The following is a 26,254-nucleotide window of genomic DNA, read 5'->3' on the forward strand; positions in this document are numbered from 1 at the left end:
TCTAGTGGGAATGCCGGGGGATGCCGGCATCGCGCCGGCCGACGAGAAAGTCGAAATCGCAGCCCTTGTCGGCCTGCAGCACGCGCTCGACATAGAGGCTCTGATAGCCGCCTTCAGGCGGCGCCGGCGGCTTCCAGTCGCGGCGGCGGATCGCTAGCTCCTCATCCGATACCAGCAGTTCAAGGCGGCGGCCGGCAACGTCGAGCTCGATGAGATCGCCGTCGCGCACCAGGGCCAGCGCGCCACCGGCCGCGGCCTCCGGCGCGACATGCAGCACCACCGTGCCGTAGGCCGTGCCGCTCATGCGCGCGTCCGAAATGCGCACCATGTCGGAGACGCCCTGCTTGAGCAGTTTTGCCGGCAGCGGCATGTTGCCGACCTCGGCCATCCCGGGATAGCCGCGCGGCCCGCAGTTCTTCAGCACCATCACCGAGGACGCGTCGATATCCAGCTCCGGATCGTCGATCCGGGCATAATAATGCTCGATGTTCTCGAACACGACGGCCTTGCCGCGATGCTGCATCAGTTCGGGCGTTGCCGCCGACGGCTTGATGACCGCTCCATTGGGCGCCAGATTGCCGCGCAGGATCGAGATGCCGCCTTGCTCGGTCAGCGGTTCGCTCAGCGGCCGGATGACCTCGCGGTTGTAGTTGGGCGCGCCGTCGACCAACTCGCCGATCGTCTTGTCGCTGACGGTCATGACGTCGCGATGAAGAAGCCCCACTTCATCAAGCGACGCCATGACCGCAGCCAGCCCCCCGGCATAGTAGAAATCTTCCATCAGGAACCGGCCTGACGGCATCAGGTCGACAATGGTTGGAACGTCGCGGCCAAGGCGGTCCCAGTCTTCGAGGCTGAGATCGACACCGACCCGGTTGGCGATGGCGATCAGATGCAGCACTGCATTGGTCGAACCGCCGATCGCGCCATTGACGCGGATGGCGTTCTCGAATGCTTGCCTGGTCAGAATGTCGGAAACTTTCACGTCCCGGCGGACCAGATCGACGATCTGGCGTCCGGCCATCTGGGCGAGCACGCCACGGCGCGAATCCACCGCCGGGATCGCGGCATTGTCCGGCATGCCGATGCCGAGCGCTTCCACCATGCTGGCCATGGTCGAGGCCGTGCCCATGGTCATGCAACTGCCGGCCGACCGGCTCTGGCCCTGTTCCGCGGCGAGGAAATCGGCGACCGGCATGCGGCCGGCCTTCACTTCCTCGGCGAATTTCCAGACATGGGTACCCGAGCCGATATCCTGTCCACGGAACTTGCCGTTGAGCATCGGCCCGCCGGAAACGGTGATGGTCGGCAAATTGCACGAGGCGGCCCCCATCAGGAGCGCCGGCGTGGTCTTGTCGCAGCCCACCAGCAGGATGACGCCGTCGATGGGATTACCGCGGATGGATTCCTCGACATCCATGCTGACCAGATTGCGGAACAGCATGGCCGTGGGGCGCATGTTGCTTTCGCCCAGCGACATGACCGGGAATTCTAGCGGCAGGCCACCGGCCTCGTAGACGCCGCGCTTGACGTGATCGGCCAGCGCCCGCAGATGCGCATTGCACGGCGTCAGCTCCGACCATGTGTTGCAGATGCCGATCACCGGGCGGCCGTCGAAAGCGTCGGCAGGGATGCCCTGGTTCTTCATCCAGCTGCGGTGCATGAAGGCGTTCTTGCCTTCACCGCCGAACCAGGCTTCGGACCGCAGTTTGCGTTTGGTCTCGGTCACGATTGCTGGCCCCGATCGGTGCGGCGTTTGTTGCGGTTCTCGACGCTGCGGCGCACGTCGTCATCGGCATTGTCGATGAGCACCAGCAGTGCCTTCTGCGCGCCGGCGGCGTCGCCGGCGGCGATCTTCTCGGCCACCTCGCGATGCAGCGGCAAGGAGTGGCGCTGGCCCTCCGGATTGTCGTTGGAGAGGCGAAAGCTCATCACCAATGCGGTTTCGACCAGTGCCGCCAGCGAGCCGATCAGCTCGTTGCCGGTCATGCGCAGGATGGTCTGGTGGAACACCAGATCGGGCTTGGCGAAGCGGTCGCCATCGTCGCTCACCGCTTCCATTTCGGCCAATGCCGCATGGATCTCGGCAATCTGTGCAGGCGTGGCGCGCTGGGCGGCAAGTGCGGCCGACATCGGCTCGATGGCGCGGCGCAGTTCGAACAGCGCGCGGACATCGTCGGCGCTGACGCCGGCAGCGTAGCGCCATGACAGCACGTCCGGATCAAGGAAGTTCCAGTCGGAGCGTGGGCGCACGCGTGTACCGGTCTTCGGCCGCGATTCGACCAGCCCCTTGCCGGCCAGCACCTTGATCGCCTCGCGCAGCACCGTACGGCTGACCCCCAGCATCTCGCTGGAATCGTCGGCATTGGGCAGCGCCTCGCCAGGCAGGAAGTCGCCTTGCACGATGCGCAGGCCGATCTGCTCGACGACGGTCGCGTGCAGCGCCGTGGAGCCGCTGGAGACCGCCACCGCAACCCGTGACGTGCGCGCCGTGCTGAAAGATTTCTTATTCTTCATACTATTCATATGATATGTCTTATAGCCATGTCGATTGGAGTCAAGGGACGGGGAGCGCCGATGACAAAGAATCTTGCTGCCGTTGCCGCGCGGCACACGGAACTGGTCTCGATCGGCGACGGTGTCGCAACAGTCGATATTGCTCCGGCCGCCGGCGGCGCGCTGGCGTCGTATCGATGGTGGCAAGATGGCGCCGCCGTGGATTGGCTGCGCCCGGCCGATCCGGCGGCGATCAGCGGCCGCGATGCCGGCGCCATGGCGTGCTTCCCGCTCGTTCCCTATTCCAACCGCATAAGGGGTGGCCGGTTCGAGTTCGCGGGACGCACCATCCAGCTTCCGACGACTGCGGATGATCCTCATCATGAGCATGGTCATGGCTGGCGTCGGCCTTGGGTGGTCGTCAGGCACGAAGCCAGCGCAATCGTCCTGCGCTACCGCCACGCCGCCGATTCCTGGCCGTGGAGCTATGAGGCCGAGCAAGAGATCACGCTGGCTGACGGCCGGCTTTGCATGACCATTGCCGTGCGCAACCTGTCGGACGCGCCGATGCCGGTTGGCTTCGGCCTCCATCCCTATTTCCCGTCGACGCCGTGGACGCATGTCCAGGCGCCGGTGTCGGGTATGTGGGAAATCGACGCGGAGGTCCTGCCGGTCCGTCACGTCCTGCCGCCGGCGGGGGTCGACCCATCGGTCGGCTTTGACGTGTCCGAGGCGGATTTCGACACTGTCTTCACCGGATGGACGCGCCGCGCCCGGATCACCTGGCCGGAGCAGGGGCGGCGGCTGGACATCGAGGCCGAGGCACCGCTCGATTTCCTCGTCCTCTACACGCCGCCTGGCGAGCCGTTCTTTTGCGCCGAGCCGGTCAGCAACATCACCGATGCCTTCAACCGCACGGGCGGTGGCATCAACACCGGCTGCATCGTGCTGGCGCCCGGCCAAAGGCAATCCGCCAGCGTTCGTTTCACGCCGTCCCTGGCCGTTTGACCTTCATTGTCGACCGCGAGACGAGGCCGGCTCAGAAGGGATAGTGCTGGCCCGGATCCTCGATCGTCACCCAGCGCAGATCGGTGAATTCGGCGATCGAGGCCTTGCCGCCGAAGCGGCCATAGCCCGAGCCCTTGACGCCGCCGAACGGCATCTGCGCCTCGTCGCCGACGGTCGGGCCGTTGATGTGGCAGATGCCGGCTTCGATGCGCGCCGCGACCGCCATGGCGCGCCTGATGTCGCGGCTGAACACGGCCGACGACAGGCCATACTCGGTGTCGTTGGCGACACGCACCGCCTCGTCCTCGCCCTTCACCCGGATCACCGGCTTGACCGGCCCGAAGGATTCTTCCGCATAGACGCGCATCGCCGGGGTGACATGGTCGAGCAGCGTCGCCTCGACAACGGTGCCAGTGCGCTTGCCGCCGGCGACAAGCTTGGCGCCCTTGGCCACGGCGTCGGCAATGAGCTCCTCCATCTTGTCGGCCGCCTGGCTGCTGATCAGCGAGCCCAGAACGACATGGCCGCGTGGATCGCCGGCCGGCAAGCTCGACGCGCGGGCGGCCAGCTTGGAAACGAATTCGTCGGCGATCTTTTCATCGACGACCAGCCGCTCGGTCGACATGCAGATCTGGCCTTGATGCATGAAGGCGCCGAAGGTGGCCGCATTGACCGCGGCGTCGATGTCGGCGTCGTCCAGAACCAGCAGTGGCGCCTTGCCGCCGAGTTCGAGCAGCGCCGGCTTCAGGTGCCGGCCGGCGAGCTCGGCGATGATGCGGCCGACCTTGGTCGAACCGGTGAAGTTGACGCGCTTGACCATGGGATGCGCGACCAGCGCCTCGACGATTGCCGCGGCATCCCTGGGGTCGTTGGTGACGACGTTGATGACGCCCTTGGGCAGGCCGGCCTCGACCAGAACCTGACCAATCAGCCGATGTGTGCCCGGGCACATTTCGGAGGCCTTCAGCACCACCGTGTTCCCACAGGCGAGCGGCATGGCGATGGCGCGGGTGCCAAGGATGACTGGCGCGTTCCACGGCGCGATGCCGAGACACACGCCGGCCGGCTGGCGGATCGCCATGGCGAGCGTCCCCGGCTTGTCGGAGGGGATGATCTCGCCAGAAATCTGCGTCGTCATCGCTGCCGCCTCGCGTAGCATGTTGGCTGCCAGCATCACGTTGAAGCCGGCCCAGGGACCGGTGGCGCCGGTCTCTTCCATCATCAATTTGGTGAACTCGCCGACCTTGGAGGCCATCACGTCAGCTGCCTTTGACAGCAAGGCGCGGCGCTCGCCCGGACCTGTCTTCGACCAGGTCGTAAAGGCGGCGGCCGCGGCTTCCACGGCAGCGCTGGCGTCGGCAACGCTGGCGGCTGCGGCGCGCGTCGCCAGCTTGCCGGTGAACGGGTCCATGCGCTCGTAGGCGGCCGCGCCGGACGCATCCCTTTTGTCGCCGTCGATCAGAAGTCCGATATCCATGATTGTCTCCCTCGCTCCGTCTGGAGCGCCTCATTGGTTTCAGAAGCCGAGTACTTCGGCGTTGATCGATGCTTCGAGGCCGCCGTCGACCGGCACATTGGCGCCATTGACCCAGCGCGCGCCGTCCGAGCATAGGAACAGCACGACTGGCGCTATATCGCCCGATGTGCCGGCTCGTCCGACCCTGGCAATGTCGCTGTCGACGCGGGCATCGCCAAGCACGGTGCGGAACTGTTTCAGGATCGGCGTCTCGACCGGTCCCGGGCTCACCGCATTGACGCGGATGCCACGGCGTTTGAACAGATCCTGATGCGCCGCGCGAAAGGTCCACAGCAGGAGGAGTTCCTTCGAGACGGGATAGCCTTCCTCGTTCCTGACGGCGTGGTCGCGGACCACCTCGGCGACATCGGGAAAGCCCTCGATGCCGACCATCGAAGCGGCGCGGTTAAGGTTGGCACGCCAGCCATAGCCGGCGATCGAGGCGACGTTGACGATGGCGCCGCCTTCGCGAATTTTTGGCGCGACGGCTTCGGACAGTGCGCGCAGGCCAAAGAAGTTGACGGCCAGGGTTGCTGCCGCGCCGGTGTTGCCGGAGAGGCCGGCGACATTGCAGAGCGCATCGATGCGTTGCGGCAGTCGCGCGACCAGCTCGTCGACGTCGACCTTCGACGAAATATCGGCCTTGACGAAACTGCCCACCGCTGCCGCCGGCTCACGGACATCGACGCCGATCACGTCGGCGCCAAGCTGGCCAGCGAGTTCCGCCGTGCGCGCGCCGATGCCGGAGGCGACGCCGGTGATAAGGATCGTCTTGCCGAAAAGCATGGTCATGCCTTCTCCTGATCAAGTGGGGTTTGCTCCGGCGAGGGGGCGGTGCCGTCATCGGCCGGAGCATGTCCCGGAAGAATGACGCGGTAGCCGACCGGCAGCAGGCGCAGGCCAAAGCGCTCCTCGATCGTTCCCCACAGGCCGCGCGGCAGGAAAAGCGAGAACAGCACGGCGGTGGCGCCGAGGCTGACGAGGTACCAGACACCTGTGCCGCCGAACCAGGTCTCGATGAGGAAGAACACCAGCGCGCCGAGGATGGCGCCCTCGAACGTTCCGATGCCGCCGACCAGCACCATGAAGATCATGTAGGCGGTCCACTGGACGTTGAAGTAGGTTTTCGGCTGGAAGGTGATGGAGGTCGCCAGCCACAAAGCGCCGGCAACACCGATGCCGAAGGCGGCAAGCACGAACAGGAGCCGCTTGGTGCCGGTGACGCGCACGCCTACGGAGGCAGCGGCATCCTCATTGTCGCGGATGGCGCGGATGGCGGCCCCCGTGCTGCCGCGCAGCAGGCCAAACAGGATCGCAAGCAGGGCGGTCATCGAGCCCAGCGCCAGCCAGTAGATCGCTACCCGCCTGGTACCGGCGTCGTAGACGTTGAGCGAGATCAGCGACGTGCCGGTTTCGCCTTGTACCAGCCGGTCGAGATTGACCAGGAGATGTGTCAGCGCCGCGATCACCCACATGCCGATGGCGAACTCGCCGTTCCTCAGCCGCAACATGAACAGGGACAGCGGCCAGGAGACAACGCCGACAATGATCGCCGCGACGAAAAGCGAGGCGAAAGGGTTGAGGCCGGTGTCGGCCAGCCGGATGGCGAAATAGGCGCCGAGCCCGAAGAACACCTGCTGGCCGACCGAAACCAGGCCGCCGAAGCCGGCCAGAGCGTTCCACATCGCCGCCAGGATCACATAGATGAACAATGCCGTCATGCGGTCGACCGCGCCCGCCGAGAGGAACTGCGGCGCGATGGCGAGCAGCGCGATGATGACGGCGACCGCAATCGCCGCGATCCGCGATGTCGTCGTGCCGCGCTCTATGATCGGCGAGGTCGAGGCGGCACTCATGACGCGCTCCGCGAAGGCAGGCGCAGCAGGCCGCGCAGGCCGAGGCCGGATGTCGACAGCCGCACGAACAGCACGACGAGGAACACGGCATGGCCGCCGATCAGGAAGCCTTGCGGGTGCACTTGCGCGCCGAGCGTCTGCGCAAGCGCAAGCACGATGCCGCCGACCAGCGTTCCCCACAACGAACCGGCGCCGCCGATCACAGCGGCTTCGAAAGCAAACAGCAGTTGCGGCGCGCCGGCATAGGGATCGAAGGTGGCGCGCATGCCCAGGAACGCGCCGGCAAGGCCGACGGTGACCATGGCGATGGCGGCGGCGATGGCATTGGCGCGACGCGCATCGACGCCGACCAGGCCGGCCGTATCGGGGTCTTCCGAGGTGGCGCGGATCGAGCGGCCAAGCCGGGTGCGGGTGAGGAACAGCTGCAGTCCGCCCAGCAGGATCACGGCGGTGGCGAACATGATCACGGCGAGCTTGCCGACATAGATGCTGCCCGGCCATTCCCAGGAATCATAGGACAGGCTGCCGATATAGGGCGCCAGCGAACGCGTGTCGGCTCCGAACTGCTCGAACAGCATGTTGTCGATGACGATGGCGAGCCCAAACGTGGTCAGGATCGGCAGCAGCGCACCGCCGCGCGCGCTCCGCTCGAGCAGGAAGCGCTGCAGCGCCCAGCCGATCGCCGCCATCAGCGGCAGCACGATGAGCAGGCCGACAAAGGGCGAGACATGGAACCGCGAGGCGAGCCACCACAGCGCAAAGGCCGCGAACACGGCAAGGCTGCCATGGGCGAGGTTGATGATGCGCATCACCGAGAACATGAAGGACAGGCCGCATGCAATCAGCGCGTAATAGCCGCCAAGCAGGATGCCCTGGATGATCTGGTTGCTCATGCCGGAACGCTCCCGGGGCTTTTCCGGTGCAGGCCGAAATAGGCTTTCGTTACATCGTCGCGCGAAACCGCGTTGCTAGGCCCTTCAAGCGCCACGCGCCCTTCGAGCATGCAGATCACCCGGTCGGACACCGACAGCGCGCGGTTGAGGTCCTGCTCGACCAGAACGATGGTCGTGCCGGAAGCGATCAGTCCCTGAAGCGCCGCATAGACGCGGTCGACGATCAGCGGCGAAAGGCCAAGCGAAACCTCGTCGAGCAAAAGCACGTCCGGATTGCTCATCAGCGCGCGGCCGATCGCTGTCGCCTGTTGCTCGCCGCCTGAGAGGTGGCCCGTCTTGGCATGGCGGCGCGGCTTAAGGTTGGGAAACATTTCGAGCACCTTGGAGACGCTCCAATCGCCCGCCCGGCCGGCCGTCTTGCCGAGCAGAAGGTTTTCTTCGACCGTCATCTGCACGAACAGCTTTCGCCCTTCCGGCACCAGCGCGATGCCCATGCCGACGCGTTTATGCGATGGCACGCTGGTGAGATCGGCGCCGTTCAGGAGCACCCGTCCGGCCGCCGGCTGATGCGCGCCGGCGATCGCCCTGAGCAGCGTCGTCTTGCCGGCGCCGTTGGCGCCGACCAGCGCTAACGTCTCGCCGCGCTGGACCGTGAAGCTCACACCACGCACCGCCTGCAAGAGGCCGTGGCGGACAACCAGGTTCTCGACCGACAGCAGGCTCATTTCGGGCCTCCGCCGAGATAGGCGCGCACGACCTCCGGATCGGCCATGACAGCTTGCGGCTCACCGTCGGCGATGATTTTTCCCGCATCCATGCAGATCAGCCGTTCGGCCACCTGCAACAGGATATGGACGATGTGCTCGATCCAGACGATGCCGATCTTGCGCCGCCGCAATTCCTTGATCGTTCCGACAAGTTCACCGGCTTCACCGTCGGTCAGGCCGCCGCCGATTTCGTCGAGCAGCAGCAGCGTCGGCCTTGCCGCCAGAGCGCGCGCCAGTTCCAGTCGCTTGCGGTCGAGCAGGCCGAGCGTCTCGGCGCGGCGGTTGGCAACACCCAGCATGCCGCACAGTTTCAGCGAGCCGAGCGCTTCCTCATAGGCCTCGTCACGGCCGAGGCCGGCGCCATGCGAGGCCGCGACGAAGACATTTTCGAAAGTGGTCATGCCGCTGAACGGTTTGGGCACCTGGTGGGTGCGCACCAGGCCAAGCCGGCAGCGCTGCGTCGCCGGCAGGGACGTCACGTCACCGCCCTTGAAGCTGACCGTGCCCGCAGTTGGCGGAAAGGCGCCGGAAAGCACGCTGAGCAGCGTCGTCTTGCCGGCGCCGTTCGGACCGACAATGCCGACTGCCTCGTCGGCCGCCATGGCAAAGTCGACCGCATCCAGCACCACAAGCGCGCCGAAGCGCTTGTGGATGCCGGCAGCGGTGAGAACAGCCTGTTGTTGCGGATGGGGCACCAGGCGATCCTCGTCAGCGGTCCATCAGCCGTTGTAAGGCTGGAGCTTGGCTTCGACAGGCACCTTCGGATCGGTGGCGTTCTCGGTCACGACATAGTCGAGCGGAAATTTGCTGCCTTCCTTGGCGGCCACCCATTGCGTGCCGATGATCGGGCCAGGCGAAACATTTGCGACAGGGCCGCTGGTAAAATCGACCTTGCCGATCATGGTCTCGGTCTTCAGCGTGCTCAGCGCCTTCGCCACCGCCGACTTGTCCTTGGCGTCGGTGCTGGCCTTCAGCGCTTCGAAGCCGGCGTCGAGCAGCGACATCGAGGCACCGAGCTGCTGCGTCCACTGCTTGCCGCTCGCCGCCTCATAACCGTCGGCGAGCTCGGTGCCCGAAACGCCGGTCAGCGGCGACTTGTAGGGGAAGGCCTTGTGCCAGTAGGCGGCGCTCGAAATCTTCATGCCGAGGTCGCCGAGCGCCTCGATGTCGGACGGGAAAAGGCCGGTCTTGGCGACCTGGGCGATCTTGATCTGCTTGATCAGCCCCTGCTGTGCCGCCTGGCGCCAGAAGGCGGCAAAGTCAGGCGGGATCGGGAAGGAATTGAAGATCTCGACGCCTTCCTGCTTGAACAGCGCGATCTGCGAGGAATAGTCGGTGGTGCCGGTCTCGTAGGCGCCGGGATCGACGATGGTGAAGCCTTGCTTGGCCAGGAGCGGTGCCAGATTGGCGCGGATGGCGTTGCCGTCGGCGTCGTTAGGATACATGACGCCGACCTTCTTGTTGGTCTCGATCAGGTTCCACTGCGAGATGTAGGTCTTGAAGAACTCGCCGACGCCGAAGCCGAAGTGATAGGTCCATTTGAACGGCGAGGGCGCACCCGGCTTTGCGCCGCGGCCGAAATACCAGGCCTCCCACGGCATGACGGTCGACAGGCAGGGCACCCCCGCGGCCTCGCAGGCATCGGCCACCGGGTTGATCACCTCGGGCGTCGACACCGCCAGCATCAGGTCGATGGCCTGGTTGTTGATCAGGTCCTTGGCGAGCTGGCCGGCGCGGGAGGGATCGGACTGCGTGTCCTGGTCGAGGATTTCGACGCTGTACTTCTTGCCGCCGATCTCAAGGCCGCCGGCGAGCGCCTTGCGGGCAAGGTCGAGCACATAGCCGTCGGTCTGGCCAAAACCGGCCAGCGGTCCGGTGCGCGGGCTGACGAAGCCGACCTTGAGCGTGCCGGCCGCCTGGGCGAAGGCCTTGCTGCCGCCGAGCGCGAGCGCGGCGCCGCCGGCGATCGAGGTGGCGATGAACTGGCGTCGCGACACGCCACGAATACTGGATTTGCTGCCGATAGAATGGGTCATGCGTTCCTCCCTCTGTGGCTCCTCCATCGGCACAGTGCACCAGCGTTTTGGTTCGGTAAAATGATATTTTGCGGTGTTTCATTAACCTCTGGGTTAGGAGATTTCCGACGAAGACGGAGGCAGGCCCGAACGGTCCGACGCCTCAGCTGCCCGGCCTTGCCGCCTCGCGAATGGTCTGCAGCAGAATGGTGAATGCCGGTGATGGCGCCGTGTCGGTGCGCATCGTCAGGCCGACGGGTCCCTTGGTTTCCTCGGTGTCGACCGGCAGGGCGACGAAGGCGCCGCTGGCGATCTCGTTGGCGACCACGCCGGCCGAAATGATCCACACCGCATTGCTTTGCCGCATGAAGGAGCGGCCAAACGAATCCGAGACGGTTTCGATCTCGGTCGCCGGCGCGGTCATGCCATTGGTGATGAACAGGCGATCGACAAAAGGGCGGATGACGGATTCCCGGGTCGGCATCAGCACCGGATATTCATCGAGCCTGGCGAAGATGTCCGCCCCTGGCTCCAGCAGCGGATGCCCCGCCCGCACCACGAACAGCACCTGTTCGGAATAGAGATGCTCGAAGAAGAAGCCGGTCATGTTTTCGGGCGCCGCCAGCCGACCGACGACGAGATCGAGCGCGCCGGTGCGCAATTGTTCGAGCAGCACGGCGTTCTCGCCGGTGACGATCTTGATCGCCGCGCCGGTATTTTCCCCGAGGAACAGGCTCATGGCCTTGGGCATGACCTTCGCCGACACGGTCGGCAGCGCGCCGATGCGGATCGGATGGCGGTTGACGGCGCCATCCTGGCGAACGGAATCGACGCCGCGCTTCAACGCCGTGATCGCGGAGCCGGCATGGCCAAGGAAGATCTCGCCAAGCCTCGTAACCCGGATGCCGCGGCCGTCACGCTCGACGACAGCGACGCCGAGCGCCTCTTCCAGCTCACGCAACGTCTTGGTCACCGCCGGCGCGCTGACATGCAGGAAATCGGCGGCGCGGGCCACGCTGCCTTGCCGGGCGACTTCCAGGAATGCCTGCAGGTGACGGAAGCGGATGCGGCTCTCGGCCATGAATTGGATAACCCCTGAGTTAATGAAATGGCGCAAAATATCATTTTACCGAACCAAATCCCTTGTGCAATGTGGAGTTGGAGGATCGAAATCGTGTCATTCGTCACCATCGGCGGCATCACGCTGCATCATCGCCACCTCAAGGCGACCGGCAATGCGCGCACGATCATATTCATCAATTCGCTGGGCACCGACTTCCGCATCTGGGACGACATCGTCTCGGCCCTCGATGGCGAAATGTCCTTGCTGGTCTATGACAAGCGCGGCCACGGGCTGTCCGACATCGGCGACATCAGCTCGATCGACGATCATGTCGACGATCTCTCGGGGCTCATCGATCATTTCGGCTTGAAGAAGGTCGTGTTGTGCGGCCTGTCGGTCGGCGGCATGATCGCGCAAGGGCTCTACGCCAGGCGCCCCGGGATCGTCGAGGCCATGATCCTATGCGACACGGCCCACAAGATCGGCACGAATGAGAGCTGGAACACCCGCATCGCGGTCGTCGAACGCAAGGGCATCCAGGCCATTGCCGATGGCGTGCTCAAAGTGTGGTTCACTCCCAGCTTCCACACCGCGCGGGTGGCCGAGCTGGACGGCTATTGGAACATGATGACCAGGCAGGCTGTCGCCGGTTACGTTGGGACTTGCACTGCTATCCGCAACGCCGATTTTACCGACGCGGCTCGCCGCATCGCGGTGCCGACGCTCTGCATCGTCGGTGACCAGGACGGCTCGACGCCTCCCGCTCTCGTGCGCTCGCTGGCCGCTCTGATCCCCGGTTCGCGTTTCGAGATCATCCGCGACGCCGGACATATTCCCTGCGTCGAACAGCCTGAAGCGCTCATCGCGCTGATCCGCGATTTTGTCGCATCGCTTGCCCCTGGAGCAGAAAACCATGGATGAAGTCCCCGGCAACGCAGCCAGATATCGCACTGGCCTCGCGGTGCGGCGCGCGGTGCTCGGCGATCGGCATGTCGATCGGGCCGAGGTCGCCGCCACCGATTTCGATCAACCCTTCCAGGAACTGATCACCGAGGCCGCCTGGGGGACAGTGTGGGCCCGGCCGGGCCTGAGCAAGCGCGAGCGTTCGATCGTCACGCTGGCGCTGCTGGCGGCACTTGGCCATGATGAGGAGGTCGCCCTGCATGTGCGCGCCACCGCAAACACCGGTGCGACACGCGACGATATCTGCGAGGCGTTCCTGCATGTCGCCATCTATGCGGGTGTGCCGGCCGCCAACCGTGCCTTCAGAATAGCCAAGGACGTGTTTTCGGAAATGGACGGAGCCGACCATGCCCTCTGAGTCTGGCTCGAACCGTAGACCCGAGACCGGCGCCTTCTTCCAGCGCGACCGGACATGGCATCCGCCGGCGCTGACGCCGGGCTACAAGAGTTCGGTGCTGCGCTCGCCGCAAAAGGCGCTTTTGTCCTTCGACAACACGCTTTCGGAAATAGCCGGACCGGTCTTCGGCCACGCCATGCTAGGCGAACTCGACGCCGACCTGATCCACAATTTCGCCAGGCCGGGCGAGAGCGCCATCGGTGAGCGCATCATCGTCCATGGGCGGGTGCTCGACGAGCGCGGCGTTGGCGTTCCCGGCGTGCTCATCGAATTCTGGCAGGCCAATGCCGGCGGCCGCTACCGCCACAAGAAGGACGGCTATCTGGCGCCGCTCGACCCGAATTTCGGCGGCTGCGGCCGCACCATTACTGGGGAGGATGGTGGCTATGCCTTCCGCACCGTCAAGCCCGGGCCTTACCCGTGGCCCAACGGTCCCAATGACTGGCGCCCGGCGCACATCCATTTCTCGGTGTTCGGCCATGGCTTCGCGCAGCGGCTGATCACGCAAATGTATTTCCAGGGCGACCCTCTGATCTGGAAGTGCCCGATCGTGCGCGGCATCGCCGACAAGGCGGCCATCGAGGCGCTGACGGCCGTCCTCGACACGCAGGCGACCATTCCAATGGATGCGCTCGCCTACAAGTTCGACATCGTGCTGCGCGGCCGCCGCTCGTCGCTGTTCGAAAACCGGCTGGAGGGTAATTGATGGCCCAGTCGCTCGACAGGCTGAAGGAGAGCCCCTCGCAGACAGCCGGACCTTACGTCCATATCGGGCTGACGCCGAATTTTTGCGGCATCGATGGCGTCTATGCGAGTGATCTCGGCTCGACCATGGTCAACGACAGGACCAAGGGCGAGCGCATCGGTCTCAAGATCCGGGTGCTCGACGGCACCGGCACGCCGCTCAAGGACGCGTTGATCGAGATCTGGCAGGCGGACGCCGACGGGCTCTATAATTCGCCGGCCGAGATGCGCGGCGCCGCCGATCCGAACTTCTTCGGCTGGGGCCGCTGCCCGACCGACATGGAAACCGGCGTCTGTGCCTTTGAGACGATCAAGCCCGGCCGCGTGCCGTTCCGGGATGGAAGCCTTATGGCGCCGCATATCACGCTGTGGATCGTCGCGCGCGGCATCAATCTCGGCCTGCACACACGCCTCTATTTTTCCGATGAGGAAAAGGCCAATGCTATGGATCCGATCCTGGCGCGCATCGAGCACCGCGTCCGCGTGCCGACCCTGATCGCCGAGCGCCAGGGCGACACCTACGTCTTCGATATCCATCTCCAGGGGGAGAAGGAAACGGTCTTCTTCGACAGCTAGGAGATCTCATGACCGTATCGCCCTTCGACCATCCGCTGCTTTCGGCTCTCCTCGGCGACGAGGAAACATCGAGGCATTTTTCCGTCGAGGCGGAAATCGAGGCGGCGCTGGCGTTCGAGCGTGCGCTGGCCGAAGCTGAGGCCGAAAACGGGGTCATCACCAGAGACGCTGCAGCGGCGATCGCCGTGGCGCTCAACTCATTCCGGCCGGACACCGCCTTGCTGCGGACCGCCGTCGCCAAGGACGGCATCATGGTGCCGGAACTGGTGCGCCAGATCAGGATGGCGGTCGGCGAAGCGCATGGCGACAAGGTACATTTCGGTGCCACCAGCCAGGATGTCATCGACACGAGCCTTGTGCTTCGGCTGAAAGCGATCGTCGACCATCTTGGTCTGCTGTTGACCGAAACCGTTTTGCGCCTCACCTCGCTCGAGGAGCGCTTCGGCGGCAGCGCGCTGGTCGGCATGACCCGCATGCAACCGGCGATCCCGATCAGAGTGGCGGATCGCGTGACAGCCTGGCGGGCGCCGCTGCAGCGGCATCAGGAAAGATTGTCGGAACAGGCGAAGCGTCTGCTGGTGGTGCAGTTCGGCGGCGCCGCCGGCACACTGGAAAAGCTTGGCGAGAAGGGGCCGGTGGTGCGCGCCACGCTTGCCGCAAAACTCGCCCTTGCCGATGCGCCGCAATGGCAGAGCCAGCGCGACGGGCTCGCCGACTTTGCCGGCTGGCTGTCGCTGCTGACCGGTAGCCTCGGCAAGGTCGGCCAGGACATCGCGCTGATGGCGCAGGGCGGGACCGACATCGCGCTTTCCGGCGGCGGCGGCTCGTCGGCCATGCCGCACAAGCAGAACCCGGTGAAGGCCGAAGCGCTGGTGGCGCTCGCCCGCTTCAACGCCACGCAGCTTTCCGGCATGCATCAGGCGCTGGTGCATGAGCAGGAACGTTCTGGTGCGGCCTGGACGCTGGAATGGCTGCTGCTGCCGCAGATGGTGGTCGCCGCTGCCGCATCCCTGCGGCTCGCCGCCGAACTGGCCGGACAGATCGAAAGCCTCGGTCACTGATGCGCACGCAGGTCGCCATTATCGGCTCGGGACCCTCCGGCCTGCTGCTTGGCCAGCTTCTCGCCGGCATCGGCGTCGAGACCATCATCCTGGAACGCTCGAGCCGCGAGCATGTGCTTGGCCGCGTGCGGGCAGGGGTGCTCGAACAGGGCACGGTCGAATTGCTGGAAGAGGCTGGTGTTGCCGCAAGGCTGCATGCCGAAGGCTTGCCGCATTCCGGCATTTCGCTGGCTTTCGACGGGCGCCTGCACCGCATCGATCTCGCCGCGCTCACCGGCGGCAAGCATGTCACCGTCTACGGCCAGACCGAAGTGACGCATGATTTGATGGACAGGCGCGAGGCGGCCGGGCTCGCCACAGTCTACGAGGCGTCAGATGTCGCGTTGCATGATTTCGACGGCGCCGCACCATTCGTCACCTACGACAAGGACGGCATCAGCCATCGCATCGATTGCGACTTCATCGCCGGCTGCGACGGCTATCACGGCGTCAGCCGCAAATCGGTGCCGAGTGCTGCGCTGAAAACCTTCGAGCGGCAGTATCCGTTCGGCTGGCTCGGCGTACTGGCCGAAGTGCCGCCGGCCGATCACGAACTGGTCTATGCCAATCACGAGCGGGGGTTTGCATTGTGCTCGATGCGCTCGACGCATCGCAGCCGCTACTATGTGCAGTGCCCGCAGGACGACCGGGTCGAAGCCTGGTCGGACGACCGTTTCTGGGACGAGTTGCGCCGCCGCTTGCCGGAACGCACGGCGGCAAGCGTCACCACCGGGCCATCCTTCGAAAAGTCGATTGCGCCGCTGCGCTCCTTCGTTGCCGAGCCGATGCGCTTCGGCCGGCTGTTCCTGGTCGGCGACGCCGCCCATATCGTGCCGCCGACCGGTGCCAAGGGCCTCAATCTCGCCGCCAGTGACGTGCGCTATCTCTTCGCCGGTCTGCGCGAGTTCTACGTTGGAAAGTCCCAAGCTGGCATTGAGGCCTATTCGCAAAAAGCGCTGGCGAGGGTGTGGAAAGCGGTGCGCTTTTCCTGGTGGATGACGACCATGCTGCATCGCTTTCCCGACACAGGCGACTTCGGCCAGCGCATCCAGGAAGCCGAACTCGACTACCTCGTGCACTCGCAGGCGGCGTCGACCGCGCTGGCCGAAAACTATGTCGGCCTGCCGTACTGAAGCAGCTATCCCTTGATGGCCGAGCCGACGATGGAATCGACGAAGAAGCGCTGCAGCAGGACGAACAGGATGAGCGGCGGCAGCACGGCCAGCGTCGCCCCGGCCATCACCAGGCCGGTGTTGACCGCGCCCCTGTTGTAGCTGAGCAGGCGGCTGAGGCTGATGACGATCGGATAGGCGTCGGCATTGCCTTGCAGCACGGTCAGCGGCCAGAGATAGCTGTTCCAGTGATAGACGAAGGCGAACAGTGCCAGCGCTGCAATGGCTGGCGCCACGCTGGGCGCCACGATCTTGAACAGGATCAGCAGCTCCGATGCGCCGTCCATGCGCGCGGCATCGATGAGGTCGTCGGGCACGCCAGCGATAAACTGGCGCATCAGGAAGATGCCGAAGGCATTGGCGAGGTTGGGCACGATGATGCCGGCCAGGCTGGCATTGAGACCGATAGAGCCGACCAGACGATAGAGCGGGATCAGCGTGACGATCGGCGGCAGGAACATGGTGGCGATCAGCACAGAAAACAAAAGCGATTTGGCGGGGAAATGGTATTTGGCGAAGGCGTAGCCGGCCATCATGCTGGTGATCAGGATGCCGGCGGTGGTGACCGAGGCGATGACCAGGGAATTCCACATCGAACGGCCGACATTGACCACGCCGGAAACCTTTTCATAGGCATCGAGGCCCGGCGTATGGGGGATCCACACCGGCGGCACCTGCATGCTCTCGGCAGGCGTCTTGAGGCTCGACAGCACCATCCACACCAGCGGGAAGGCCGAGGCCACGGCGACCAGCAGCATCAGCGTCGCCAGCAGCGCCTTGCGGCCGGACGGGCGCTTGCGCGACAGCCGGCTCGACGATCCCCCGCTCATTCCTGATCCTTCCGGTTGGCGAGAGCAAACAGCGCGCAGACCACGACGATCAGCGACAGCATCAGCATGACAGCCATGGCCGAACCCAACCCGCCCTGCGCGCGCTCGATGCCGACGCGGCGGATGTGGTAGGTGAGCACATTGGTCGAACCGACCGGCCCGCCTTGCGTGATCAGCGCCACCGGCTCGAACACCTGCACGGCGTTGATGATGGCGATGACGGCACTGAACAAAAGCGTGCGCCGCATCAGCGGCAGTGTGATGAAGCGGAACTGCTCGAAGCGGTTGGCGCCATCGAGCTTCGCTGCCTCGTAGAGGCTGCCCGGGATCTGCGTGAGGCCCGCGATTGCCAGCACGGTGAAATAACCGACCTGCTGCCAGACATTGAGGAAGACGATCGAGACCAGCGCCGAGCCCGGCGACGACAGAAAAGGCTGCGGGCCGATGCCGATGAGGCCGAGCATCTGGTTGAGCGGTCCTTCACTCGGGGAATAGAGCTTCGACCAGACCAGCGCCACCGCGATCATCGGCACCATGTAGGTTGAAAACAGCACCGTGCGCAGCGCCGTGCCGCCGGCGACGTCATGCTGGTAGACCATCAGGCCGAAGGCCACCGACAGCGGCAGGATGAGGATGACGGAGAGCGCGGTGTAGATGGCGGTGTTGATGAGCGCGACTTTGAAGTCACGCCCGACCGAGGAGGCCCCAAAGATCTCACGGAAATTGTCGAGGCCGATGAAGCTGGCGCTGGAAAACGGCGTCTGCGTCGACCAGTCCTGGAAGGACAGCCAGACGGTGAGCAGCATCGGCAACAGGATGAAGATGCCGATCAGCGTCACGGCGGGCGCAAGCATGACGCCCGCCGAGGCACGGTACCTCTGGATCATTATTTGGCGGCGCGCTCCAGGATCGATGTGGCGTCGGCCTGTGCCGTCGCCTGCGCATCCTTGGCCGAGACCTGGCCATACTGCAACGCCTCGATCGTCTGCTGCAGGGATTCCGAGAATTCCTGCCCGCCCGGCACCACCGGGAACGGCTTGGCATCCGTGAGCACGCTGACATAGCCTGAGAGGAATTCGGAGCCGAGCTTGTTCTTGTGTGCGTCGATGTCGGACAGGCGCGAGGGCAGGATGCCCATCGACATCAAGATGTCGGACATGGCCGAGGCGCCGTTCTTGCCGGACTTCGGATTGTTGAGCCAGGCGAGGAAATCCCATGCCGCCTTTTGCTCGGCCGCGCCGGCATTGGCATTGACCACCGTCATCCAGGAATAGGAGATCGAATGCGGCTTGTCGCCGCTCGGGCCGACCGGGATGGGTACCGTAGCGATGTCCGCGAACTTTTTGCCCATGCCGGTCTTCAACGCGCTTTCCCACCAATTGGCCATGATGATCATGCCGGTCTTACCGGAGACGAAATTGTCGAGGAACGGACCCGTCGTGTTGGCATCCGCCGTCGCCATCGCCGGCACGCTGGCGCCCGACTTGATCAGGTCCTCATAGAGCTGGAAGGTCTGCGTGGCCTGTGGGCTGTCCAGCGCCGGCTTGCCGTCCTTGACCAATTCGCCGCCATTGGAGACCAGCAGCGAGGCGAAGGGATGGACGACGCCCGCCGCCCAGCTGTTGATCATGCCGAAACCTTGCTGGCCGGCCTCCTTGTTGGTCAGCTTCTTAGCCGCATCCTTGAACTCGTCCCAGGTTTTGGGTGGGGCGGCGATACCGGCCTGCTTGAACAGCGCCTTGTTGTAGTTCAGCGCATAGACGTCGATCTCGTTCGGGATGCCGTAGAGCGTGCCGCCGACAGAGGCCGCGCTTGTGATGCCCGCTGGCCATGAGGCCTTGACCTCGCTGGCCACCGCGTCGGGGGCGGGCGCGACCAGCTTGTCGCGCGCCAGCTCGGGCAGCCACAGATCGTAGATGCCGCCGATGGTCGGGCCGTCCGAACCGCCGCCTTGCGAGCGCAGCGTGGTCAGGAGGTCGCCGAAGGGAACGGCGCGCACGGTGACGCTGACGTCCGGATTGGTCTTGGCATAGTCCTTCGCCGCCGCCTCCAGCAGCGCGACCGTCTCCGGCGACCAGTGCGTCAAATAGGAGATGTTGACCGATTGTGCCCAGGCGGTGGCAGGCAGGATGGCCAGGCCCGCGGCCAGCGCCAGTTTCGAAGTCCAGGCAAACGACATTCCTCATCCTCCCCTCAGGTCCATCGATCACGATGACGTTATGACAAGTTCAGGCGGTGGCGCAAGAGCCTGTTGGCGAAAAAGCTTGGTATCGACCGGTTTCAGATTTCTTCCCATTGCCGAATAGATGAGTTTTATCATTTAAAAACAGCATATTGACCGCATGGAACTGCCAAATCTTCCCTGTCGGCGCCATCCTGGAAGCGCGCCGGACCTCTTGCGAACGCTGCTATGTCGTTATAATGACTTTGCCCGAGCCAACGACTCTCCCGCGGCGTCGACGCGCCGCGGGACGCCAAGGAAAGAAAACAACGGGAGACTGGCAATGAGCATGCTTTCACTTCACCGGCGCGCCGCCCTTGGCCTGATTGGCGGCCTTGCCGCCGCTTGCGCCGGCGCCTTCGCCACCTTGCCGGCGAGGGCCGACAGCACGGTGACGCTCTGGAGCTGGCGCACCGAGGACGAGGCCGCGATGCGCCGCATCTTCGATGCCTTCCAGGCCAAGAACCCCAGCATCAAGGTCGACATCCAGTTCACGCCGGACGCCGACTACCAGAACCGGCTGAGCACCGCCCTGCGCGGCGGCCGCGGGCCAGATATCGCCCAACTCAAGGCCTATGGCGAATTGCAACCTTTCGTCGATGCCGGCTATCTCGATGCTCTCGACGACAGCGTGCCCGAATTGAAGAACATGGCGGATGCCGCGCTGGGCGGCGCGCGCGGCCGCACCGACGGCAAGCTTTATGGCGTGCCCTATTCGGTGCCGATGATGGGCGTCTTCTACAACCAGGAGATCTTTGCCGCCCAGGGCATCGAAATCCCCAAGACCTACAAGGATTTCGTCGCCGCCTGCGAGAAGCTGAAGGCGGCGGGCATCACGCCGATCGCCACCGGCGGCGCCAACGGCTCGGCCTGGGAGCTGGAGATCGGGGTCGGTGTCGTCGGCCCGACCGTCTATGGCCCGGGTTTCTACGACGAGATGATGACCGGCAAGGCGACCTTCGAGGATCCGCGCTATGTCGCGGCGTTGAAGCGCTTCGCCGATTTGAAACCCTATTTCCCTGACGGCTTCGCCGGCATCGACTACACCACCGCCACCCAGCAATTCATCGGCGGCAAGGCGGCGATGTTCCTCGGCGGCTCGTTCGAGAACGGCAGCTTCAAGGCGCAGAACCCGAAGCTGAAATTCTCGATCTTCCCATTTCCCGCCGATGATGCCGGGGCAAAACTCTACACCTCTGCCTTCTCCGACGGCTCCTACGGGCTCGTCTCCGAAAGCGCCAACAAGGAAGCCGCGACCAAGGTGCTGGGCTTCATGGCCTCGGCCGAATTCGCGCAGATGTTTGCCGACGAGCTCGGCTGGCCGCCGGCCCGCACCGATGTCACGGTGAAGGATCCGGTCCTGGCTGAGATGATGGCGATGTCGAAGAATTCGACGCCCTATCTGACGCTGGTCGGCTTCCGCTGGCAGTCACCGACGGCGTCCTCTGTGTTGCAGTCGGAGATCATCGACATGGTCGAAGGCAACATCGCGCCGGAGAAACTGGCGGCCGACATGCAGGCCGCCGTCGCCACCTGGTTCAAGCCAAAGCAGTAAGGAGCCGGCCGGCCGCATTGCGGCCGGCCTCTCGTCCGGACACAACAGCGCATGACTACCCTTCGCCGCACAACCAGCCTGAAGCACACGCAGCAGCGCATGGCCGTGCTGTTCATCCTGCCGGCGCTGGCGGTCTATGCGCTGTTCGTCCTCTATCCCCTGGCGATGTCGCTGTGGGGCAGCTTCTTCGTCTGGAAGGGGCTGCGCATGGTCGAATTTGCCGGCCTGTCGAATTTCTCTCGGCTGTTCGTTTTCCCCAGCGGCGCACGGCTCTATGGCGCGCTCTGGCACAACACCGCCTGGTTCTTCGGCATCATGGTCTTCCAGAACGGCATCGGCCTTTTGTTCGCCTGGTTGCTGTTCCTGCGCGACAAAGGGGCTGCCTTCTTCCAGTCGGTCTTTTTCTTCCCGGCTGTGCTGAGCCCGGTCATCGTCGGCGCGCTGTGGCGGCTGCTGTTGGCGCCGGGCGGCGTCGTCGAATGGGCGCTGAATGGGCTTGGCCTCCACCAGGGCAGCCTCACCGTGCTCGGCAACAGCCATACCGCGCTCGCCATGCTGATCGCCGTCGACGCCTGGAACTGGATGGGCCTGCCGGTGCTGATCTACACGGCGGGTCTGAGACAAATTTCCGGCCAGATCTTCGAGGCGGCGAAGCTCGACGGCGCCGGCAATGCGCGCATGCTGTTCTCGATCGCGCTGCCGCTGCTGATGCCGGCGCTGGGCACGCTGACGACGCTGTCCTTCATCAACACCTTCAACCAGTTCGACATCGTCTATGTCATGCAGGGCGTGCAGGGCAATCCGAGCTATTCGACCGACACGCTGGTGACCTATTTCTACCGGCTGGCCTTCGGCGCGGAGGGGGCCGTCGGCATCACCGATATCGGTCTCGCTTTGGCACTCGGCACCCTGCTGTTCCTGATCCTCAGCATCGGCACGCTGTTGATGCTGCGTTTCTTCGACCGCCGCACGGTGCAGCTATGAGCGCACTGGCGATTTCAGGCGCCCCGGCGATCTCGAGGCAGCTGGCGCGGCTGCCTGGATGGACGGTGCTCGCCGTGTGGACGGCGGCCGTCCTGTTGCCGCTCTACATTCTGGTCGTCTCCTGCTTCAAGACCACGGCCGAGATCTACGACAACCGGCTTGGCCTGCCGCAGAGCTGGGCTCTCGACAATTTCGTCAACGCCTGGACGCGCGCCGATCTCGGCCATAATTTCATCAACAGCCTGATCGTCACCGGCGGTGCGGTGATCCTCACAATCGTCGTCTCGGCGATGGCCGCCTATCCGCTCAGCCGCTATCGGCTCGGCTGGAATGCTGTCATGCTCGGCCTGTTCCTGTCCGGCATCATGCTGCCGATCAGGCTCGCCTCGGTCGAACTGTTCACGCTGATGCGTAATCTCGGCCTCCTGGATTCGCTCACCGGGCTGATCCTCGTCTATGCGGCGATCCGCATTCCCTTCGCCGTCTTCATCTTCGCCAATTTCATGCGCGTACTGCCCTCCGAACTCGACGAGGCGGCGCGCATGGACGGCGCCGGCGAGGTCCGTATCCTGTTCCAGATCATCCTGCCGACGGTGAAGCCGGCGGTGTCGATCGTCGCCATCTTCACGGCAATCGCCGTGTGGAACGATTTCTTCTTCCCGCTGATCTTCATCTTCGACGATCGCTACAAGACCGTGCCGCTGGCGATCAGCGTCTTCGTCGGCCAGTTCCGCACCGATTGGGGCCTGGTGTTCGCCTCGCTGGCGATCTCCATGGCGCCCATCCTGATCATGTATTGTCTGCTGGCGCGCCAGATTCGCGAAGGCGTCGGCGCCGGGGGAGGCATGAAATGATCGAGGACAGGATCTACGCCGCAAGCTCCATCCTGGTGATCGGCGCGCATGCCTTCGATGCCGAGGTGATTGCCGGGCCGCTGGCGGCTGCCGCCGTCAAGCGCGGGGCCGCGGTAACGTTCCTGCACCTGACCATGGGTGAACAGGGGCACCCCTGCCTCATCCCTCAGCACTATTGCGCGCAGAAGGAAGAGGAAGCGGGCAGGGCAGCCGCGCGGCTGGGCGTCACCTCGCGCAGCCTTGGCCTGCGCGATGCTTTCCTGCCTTCCAACGACGAGACGGCGCTGGAAGTATGCGACGTCATTCGCGAGCTGAAGCCCGAGATCGTCATCACCCATTGGCAAGGCAGCTGGCACAAGGACCATCGCGCCGCCGCGCATCTGACGCAGACCGGCGTCTTCTTCGCCGCCTTGCCGACCATTGCCAGCGATCACGCGGCGCACACGCCGCAACTGCTGCTGTTCGGCGAGAACTGGGAGGACGATGACGGTTTCCGCCCGGAGCATCTTGTCGACGTCAGCGACGGCTTCGAAGCCTGGACCGAGGCGGTCAAGGAATATGAGCTGGCGCGGGGCTTGAGCAGCTTTCCCTATGTCGACTATTACAGCGCGCTCTACCGGCTGCGCGGCTGCCTGCGCGGCACGCGCCATGCCCAGGCTTTCGCCGCGGCGTCGCATTCCTGGAATGCCGGCAGCGGACTGTTCTCGCCACCGTTCGGCAAAGAGGCGAGCCGATGACGCGGGTTCTCGCCATCGATCTCGGCGGCACCAATCTGCGTGCCGCCATCTCTACCGGCGACATCAGCGCGTTGAAGGTGCTGAGCCGTGAGCCGGCACCGGCAAGCCTCGATGCTCTTGTCGCTCGCATCAACGCACTGTGCGCGGAAGCCGGCTCGGTCGAGGCGCTCGGCATCGCCGTGCCGGGGCTGGTCGAGGGTTCGGCCTGCCGCTGGATTCCCAACCTGCCATTCCTCGACGGCGTTGACCTCAAGGCCCTCTTTCCAAACCTGCGCATCGCGCTTGGCAATGACGCGCAGATCGCGCTGCTGGCGGAGGCTGTCGAAGGCAGCGCGAAAGGCATCTCGGACGCGATCCTGCTGGCCATCGGCACCGGTATCGGCTCGGCGGTGCTGGCCAATGGCCGTATCGTTGCCGGCGCGCATGGTGGCGCCTGCTCCTTCGGCTGGGCCTGCGCCGACATCAAGGACCATGGTGCGGAGCGCAGCGGCTGGCTGGAGCGCGTGGCCTCGGGCAGGGCGCTTGACGTGCTTGCCGGTCAGATCGGGCTCGCCGACAGCCGTCAGCTGATCGCCGCTGCCCGGGCCGGCGAGCTCGCTGCGCGGACCTTGCTTGAAGTGCCGGCACGCCAGCTCGGCACGGCGCTTGCCGGCGCGGTGGCGCTGCTCGATCCGCAGGTGGTGCTGATTTCAGGCGGGCTGGCCGAGGCGCTGGACGTGATGCGCCCGCCGATGCTCGCGGCGCTGCGCCGTCAATTGCCCTCGCATTTGCGCGGCATCGAGATCCAGGCCGGCCAGTTCGGCCCGGGTGCGGGACTTATAGGTGCGGCGCTGGCCGGCCGTGTGGGGGAAGGGTGGAGGCAGGTGCGATGAGCGAAGCGAGCTTTCAGCAGCCGGACCGCAGACGGCCGGAGCCGCTCTGGTATCAGGTGGAGGAGGCGATCCGCGCCATCGTCAAGAGCGGCGAATGGGCAACGGGCGACCAGATTCCGGCCGAAGAAAGGCTGTGCGCGCTGTTCGGCGTGAGCCGCATCACCTTGCGCCATGCCCTGCGCAATCTCGAGGAGGCCGGGCTGCTGCGACGCGAACATGGCCGCGGCACCTTCGTGCGCTCGACCACGCTGGTCGCTGGCACCCGCGAGCTGACCAGCTTCACCCAGGAGATGGGTAATATGGGCGTGGTCGCCGGCTCGCGCCTGCTCGATTGCAGCCTGACCACGGCCAATGCCGCCGCCGCCGGCGCGCTGGAGATCGAGGAGGGCGATCCGGTGGTGCGCATCCGGCGCCTGCGGCTCGGCAACAATGAGCCGATCGGCATACAGACGGCACAGCTGTCGGCCGTGCGCGTGCCGGGCTTCCTCGACGCTGGCCTGCTGCAGGGATCGCTCTACGAGGCGCTGGAGCGCCACTACGGCATCGTGCCGGTGGCCGCGCGGGAGAACTACCGCGTCGGTGCCGTCGGCGCGGCGGATGCCGAACTGCTCGATCTTCCGGCCGGCAGCCCCGCTTTCGTCGTCGAGCGCATCACCACAGATGAGCGCGGCCCGTTCGAATTCACCGTCTCGATCATGCGGGGCGACCGCTACGAAATCCGTTCGACGCTGCGCGCCGGCCGCGTCCCGTCAACCCCCAGAAGCTGATCCTTTCCAAGCCTAGATATCAACAGGAGTACCCAAGTGTCCGATCTCTACATTCACCGTCTCACCGCCCTTATCGACCAGGCGGCAAAAGCCAATGAAGAGGCCTTTGGCCAGGCCGCCAGCCGCTTTGCCGACTCGCTCGAAGGCGGCGGGCTGGTCCATCTCTACGGTTCGGGCCATTCGGTGCTGCCGGTTCAGGAAGTGTTCCCGCGCTATGGCAGTTATGTCGGCTTCAACCCGCTGACCGACCCGCGTGTCATGTGGCACAACGTGCTCGGCGCGGGCGGTGTGCGCGAGCTTTTGTGGCTGGAGCGGACGGAGAAATACGCCGAGAAATTCCTCGACCACCAGCCGCTCAACAAGGGCGATTCGATCATCATCTTCGGCCATAGCGGTCGCAATTCCTCCGGCATCGACACCGCGCTCTATGCGAAAAAACGCGGCATCTTCGTCGTCGCGGTGACCAGCAAGAACAATCTCGACAAGCCTGCGACGCACTCCTCCGGCAAGCGGCTGGCCGATGCGGCGGACCTCGTTATCGACACGTGTTCGCCGATCGAGGACGCCATCGTGCCGATCGAAGGCTGGAGCCGTCCTGTGTCGGGCTCGTCGACGGTGCTCGCCATGATCCTGGCGCACGAACTGATCGCACGCACCGCCGAGCAGCTCGCCAGGCGCGGCATCGAACTGCCGGTCTTTGCCTCGCCGACGATATCAGGCGTGACGCTGCACGACACCGACGTCATCTATGGCGTCTACCGCGAACGCATGCTGGAAGCGCAGAAGAAGCACCTGCCGACCTTCCAGGCGACGATGCGCGGCGAATGATATCCCGAGATCGGGGAGGCAATGCCTCCCCGATGCGCAC

At 64.9% G+C, this 26,254-nt stretch carries 27 protein-coding genes; 14 read left to right on the top strand and 13 right to left on the bottom strand.

What is annotated here, in order from left to right; all coding sequences use genetic code 11:
- Position 1: 1 nt before the first annotated feature.
- Together QQK95_RS06145 and QQK95_RS06150 are read right to left on the bottom strand one after the other, a co-directional pair.
- Positions 2-1,729 (bottom strand): IlvD/Edd family dehydratase, encoded by a 1,728-nt coding sequence (locus QQK95_RS06145; protein ID WP_284269913.1) that lies wholly within the window; start codon positions 1,727-1,729, stop codon positions 2-4.
- A complete protein-coding gene (locus QQK95_RS06150) occupies positions 1,726-2,517 on the bottom strand; it encodes a FadR/GntR family transcriptional regulator (RefSeq protein WP_284269914.1) in 792 nt (263 codons plus the stop codon). The genes QQK95_RS06145 and QQK95_RS06150 overlap by 4 nt, the downstream gene beginning before the upstream one ends.
- 60 nt (positions 2,518-2,577) lie before the next feature.
- On the opposite strand from QQK95_RS06150, the gene QQK95_RS06155 reads away from it, so the two are divergent.
- A complete protein-coding gene (locus QQK95_RS06155) occupies positions 2,578-3,504 on the top strand; it encodes an aldose 1-epimerase (protein ID WP_284269915.1) in 927 nt (308 codons plus the stop codon).
- A 31-nt stretch (positions 3,505-3,535) separates the two neighbouring features.
- Here QQK95_RS06155 and QQK95_RS06160 read toward each other — a convergent pair whose 3' ends face one another.
- The 8 genes from QQK95_RS06160 to pcaQ form a co-directional block, all read right to left on the bottom strand.
- Positions 3,536-4,981 carry an aldehyde dehydrogenase gene (locus QQK95_RS06160; protein WP_284269916.1) on the bottom strand — a complete coding sequence of 482 codons (1,446 nt, stop codon included), beginning with the start codon at positions 4,979-4,981 and terminating at the stop codon, positions 3,536-3,538.
- A 39-nt stretch (positions 4,982-5,020) separates the two neighbouring features.
- Positions 5,021-5,806, bottom strand: coding sequence for a coniferyl-alcohol dehydrogenase (locus tag QQK95_RS06165; RefSeq protein WP_284270553.1), 786 nt, complete (start codon positions 5,804-5,806; stop codon positions 5,021-5,023).
- 2 nt (positions 5,807-5,808) lie between these two features.
- A complete protein-coding gene (locus QQK95_RS06170) occupies positions 5,809-6,876 on the bottom strand; it encodes a branched-chain amino acid ABC transporter permease (protein ID WP_284269917.1) in 1,068 nt (355 codons plus the stop codon).
- Positions 6,873-7,769 carry a branched-chain amino acid ABC transporter permease gene (locus QQK95_RS06175; RefSeq protein ID WP_284269918.1) on the bottom strand — a complete coding sequence of 299 codons (897 nt, stop codon included), beginning with the start codon at positions 7,767-7,769 and terminating at the stop codon, positions 6,873-6,875. The genes QQK95_RS06170 and QQK95_RS06175 overlap by 4 nt, the downstream gene beginning before the upstream one ends.
- Positions 7,766-8,494, bottom strand: coding sequence for an ABC transporter ATP-binding protein (locus tag QQK95_RS06180; protein ID WP_284269919.1), 729 nt, complete (start codon positions 8,492-8,494; stop codon positions 7,766-7,768). The genes QQK95_RS06175 and QQK95_RS06180 overlap by 4 nt, the downstream gene beginning before the upstream one ends.
- Positions 8,491-9,234, bottom strand: a complete 744-nt coding sequence (locus QQK95_RS06185) for an ABC transporter ATP-binding protein (RefSeq protein WP_284270555.1) — start codon at positions 9,232-9,234, stop codon at positions 8,491-8,493. The genes QQK95_RS06180 and QQK95_RS06185 overlap by 4 nt, the downstream gene beginning before the upstream one ends.
- A gap of 21 nt (positions 9,235-9,255) precedes the next feature.
- Positions 9,256-10,572, bottom strand: coding sequence for an ABC transporter substrate-binding protein (locus QQK95_RS06190; RefSeq protein ID WP_284269920.1), 1,317 nt, complete (start codon positions 10,570-10,572; stop codon positions 9,256-9,258).
- Between the two features lie 142 nt (positions 10,573-10,714).
- A complete protein-coding gene (pcaQ, locus tag QQK95_RS06195; RefSeq protein ID WP_284269921.1) occupies positions 10,715-11,632 on the bottom strand; it encodes a pca operon transcription factor PcaQ in 918 nt (305 codons plus the stop codon).
- A gap of 93 nt (positions 11,633-11,725) precedes the next feature.
- Between pcaQ and pcaD the strand changes: the two genes are divergently transcribed.
- Genes pcaD through pobA form a run of 6 tightly spaced genes read left to right on the top strand, consistent with a single transcriptional unit; the run spans position 11,726 to position 16,527 of the window.
- A complete protein-coding gene (pcaD, locus tag QQK95_RS06200; RefSeq protein WP_284269922.1) occupies positions 11,726-12,535 on the top strand; it encodes a 3-oxoadipate enol-lactonase in 810 nt (269 codons plus the stop codon).
- Complete coding sequence (gene pcaC / locus QQK95_RS06205) at positions 12,528-12,935, top strand: 4-carboxymuconolactone decarboxylase (protein ID WP_284269923.1); 408 nt, start codon at positions 12,528-12,530, stop codon at positions 12,933-12,935. The genes pcaD and pcaC overlap by 8 nt, the downstream gene beginning before the upstream one ends.
- Positions 12,925-13,680 (top strand): protocatechuate 3,4-dioxygenase subunit beta, encoded by a 756-nt coding sequence (gene pcaH, locus QQK95_RS06210; protein ID WP_284269924.1) that lies wholly within the window; start codon positions 12,925-12,927, stop codon positions 13,678-13,680. The genes pcaC and pcaH overlap by 11 nt, the downstream gene beginning before the upstream one ends.
- Positions 13,680-14,294: a protocatechuate 3,4-dioxygenase subunit alpha gene (gene pcaG, locus QQK95_RS06215; protein ID WP_284269925.1), complete on the top strand. Its 615-nt coding sequence runs from the start codon at positions 13,680-13,682 to the stop codon at positions 14,292-14,294. The genes pcaH and pcaG overlap by 1 nt, the downstream gene beginning before the upstream one ends.
- A gap of 8 nt (positions 14,295-14,302) precedes the next feature.
- Positions 14,303-15,355, top strand: a complete 1,053-nt coding sequence (locus QQK95_RS06220; RefSeq protein WP_284269926.1) for a 3-carboxy-cis,cis-muconate cycloisomerase — start codon at positions 14,303-14,305, stop codon at positions 15,353-15,355.
- On the top strand, positions 15,355-16,527 hold the full coding sequence (pobA, locus tag QQK95_RS06225; protein ID WP_284269927.1) for a 4-hydroxybenzoate 3-monooxygenase: 1,173 nt from the start codon (positions 15,355-15,357) through the stop codon (positions 16,525-16,527). The genes QQK95_RS06220 and pobA overlap by 1 nt, the downstream gene beginning before the upstream one ends.
- Before the next feature lie 5 nt (positions 16,528-16,532).
- On the opposite strand, the gene QQK95_RS06230 is transcribed toward pobA, so the two are convergent.
- From QQK95_RS06230 to QQK95_RS06240, 3 genes are read right to left on the bottom strand one after another with little or no spacing between them, the layout of a single operon-like run.
- Positions 16,533-17,396: a carbohydrate ABC transporter permease gene (locus tag QQK95_RS06230; protein WP_284269928.1), complete on the bottom strand. Its 864-nt coding sequence runs from the start codon at positions 17,394-17,396 to the stop codon at positions 16,533-16,535.
- Positions 17,393-18,283 carry a carbohydrate ABC transporter permease gene (locus tag QQK95_RS06235; RefSeq protein ID WP_284269930.1) on the bottom strand — a complete coding sequence of 297 codons (891 nt, stop codon included), beginning with the start codon at positions 18,281-18,283 and terminating at the stop codon, positions 17,393-17,395. Before QQK95_RS06235 ends, QQK95_RS06230 begins: the two co-directional genes overlap by 4 nt.
- Positions 18,283-19,575 (bottom strand): ABC transporter substrate-binding protein, encoded by a 1,293-nt coding sequence (locus QQK95_RS06240; protein WP_284269932.1) that lies wholly within the window; start codon positions 19,573-19,575, stop codon positions 18,283-18,285. The genes QQK95_RS06235 and QQK95_RS06240 overlap by 1 nt, the downstream gene beginning before the upstream one ends.
- A gap of 325 nt (positions 19,576-19,900) precedes the next feature.
- Here QQK95_RS06240 and QQK95_RS06245 point away from each other — a divergent pair, with 325 nt between their 5' ends.
- The 7 genes from QQK95_RS06245 to QQK95_RS06275 are packed head-to-tail and all read left to right on the top strand — an operon-like array spanning position 19,901 to position 26,214.
- On the top strand, positions 19,901-21,172 hold the full coding sequence (locus tag QQK95_RS06245) for an extracellular solute-binding protein (RefSeq protein ID WP_284269933.1): 1,272 nt from the start codon (positions 19,901-19,903) through the stop codon (positions 21,170-21,172).
- 51 nt (positions 21,173-21,223) lie between these two features.
- Positions 21,224-22,156 (top strand): carbohydrate ABC transporter permease, encoded by a 933-nt coding sequence (locus tag QQK95_RS06250; protein ID WP_284269934.1) that lies wholly within the window; start codon positions 21,224-21,226, stop codon positions 22,154-22,156.
- The gene (locus tag QQK95_RS06255; protein ID WP_284269936.1) at positions 22,153-23,010 is read left to right on the top strand and encodes a carbohydrate ABC transporter permease; all 858 of its coding nucleotides are present in this window, start codon (positions 22,153-22,155) and stop codon (positions 23,008-23,010) included. Before QQK95_RS06250 ends, QQK95_RS06255 begins: the two co-directional genes overlap by 4 nt.
- The gene (locus QQK95_RS06260) at positions 23,007-23,747 is read left to right on the top strand and encodes a PIG-L deacetylase family protein (RefSeq protein ID WP_284269937.1); all 741 of its coding nucleotides are present in this window, start codon (positions 23,007-23,009) and stop codon (positions 23,745-23,747) included. Before QQK95_RS06255 ends, QQK95_RS06260 begins: the two co-directional genes overlap by 4 nt.
- Positions 23,744-24,619 carry an ROK family protein gene (locus QQK95_RS06265; protein WP_284269939.1) on the top strand — a complete coding sequence of 292 codons (876 nt, stop codon included), beginning with the start codon at positions 23,744-23,746 and terminating at the stop codon, positions 24,617-24,619. Before QQK95_RS06260 ends, QQK95_RS06265 begins: the two co-directional genes overlap by 4 nt.
- The gene (locus QQK95_RS06270) at positions 24,616-25,386 is read left to right on the top strand and encodes a GntR family transcriptional regulator (protein WP_284269940.1); all 771 of its coding nucleotides are present in this window, start codon (positions 24,616-24,618) and stop codon (positions 25,384-25,386) included. Before QQK95_RS06265 ends, QQK95_RS06270 begins: the two co-directional genes overlap by 4 nt.
- Positions 25,387-25,422: 36 nt before the next feature.
- On the top strand, positions 25,423-26,214 hold the full coding sequence (locus tag QQK95_RS06275) for an SIS domain-containing protein (RefSeq protein ID WP_284269941.1): 792 nt from the start codon (positions 25,423-25,425) through the stop codon (positions 26,212-26,214).
- Positions 26,215-26,254: the final 40 nt, after the last annotated feature.

The organism is Mesorhizobium huakuii (genome assembly GCF_030160235.1).
Classification (GTDB): domain Bacteria; phylum Pseudomonadota; class Alphaproteobacteria; order Rhizobiales; family Rhizobiaceae; genus Mesorhizobium; species Mesorhizobium huakuii.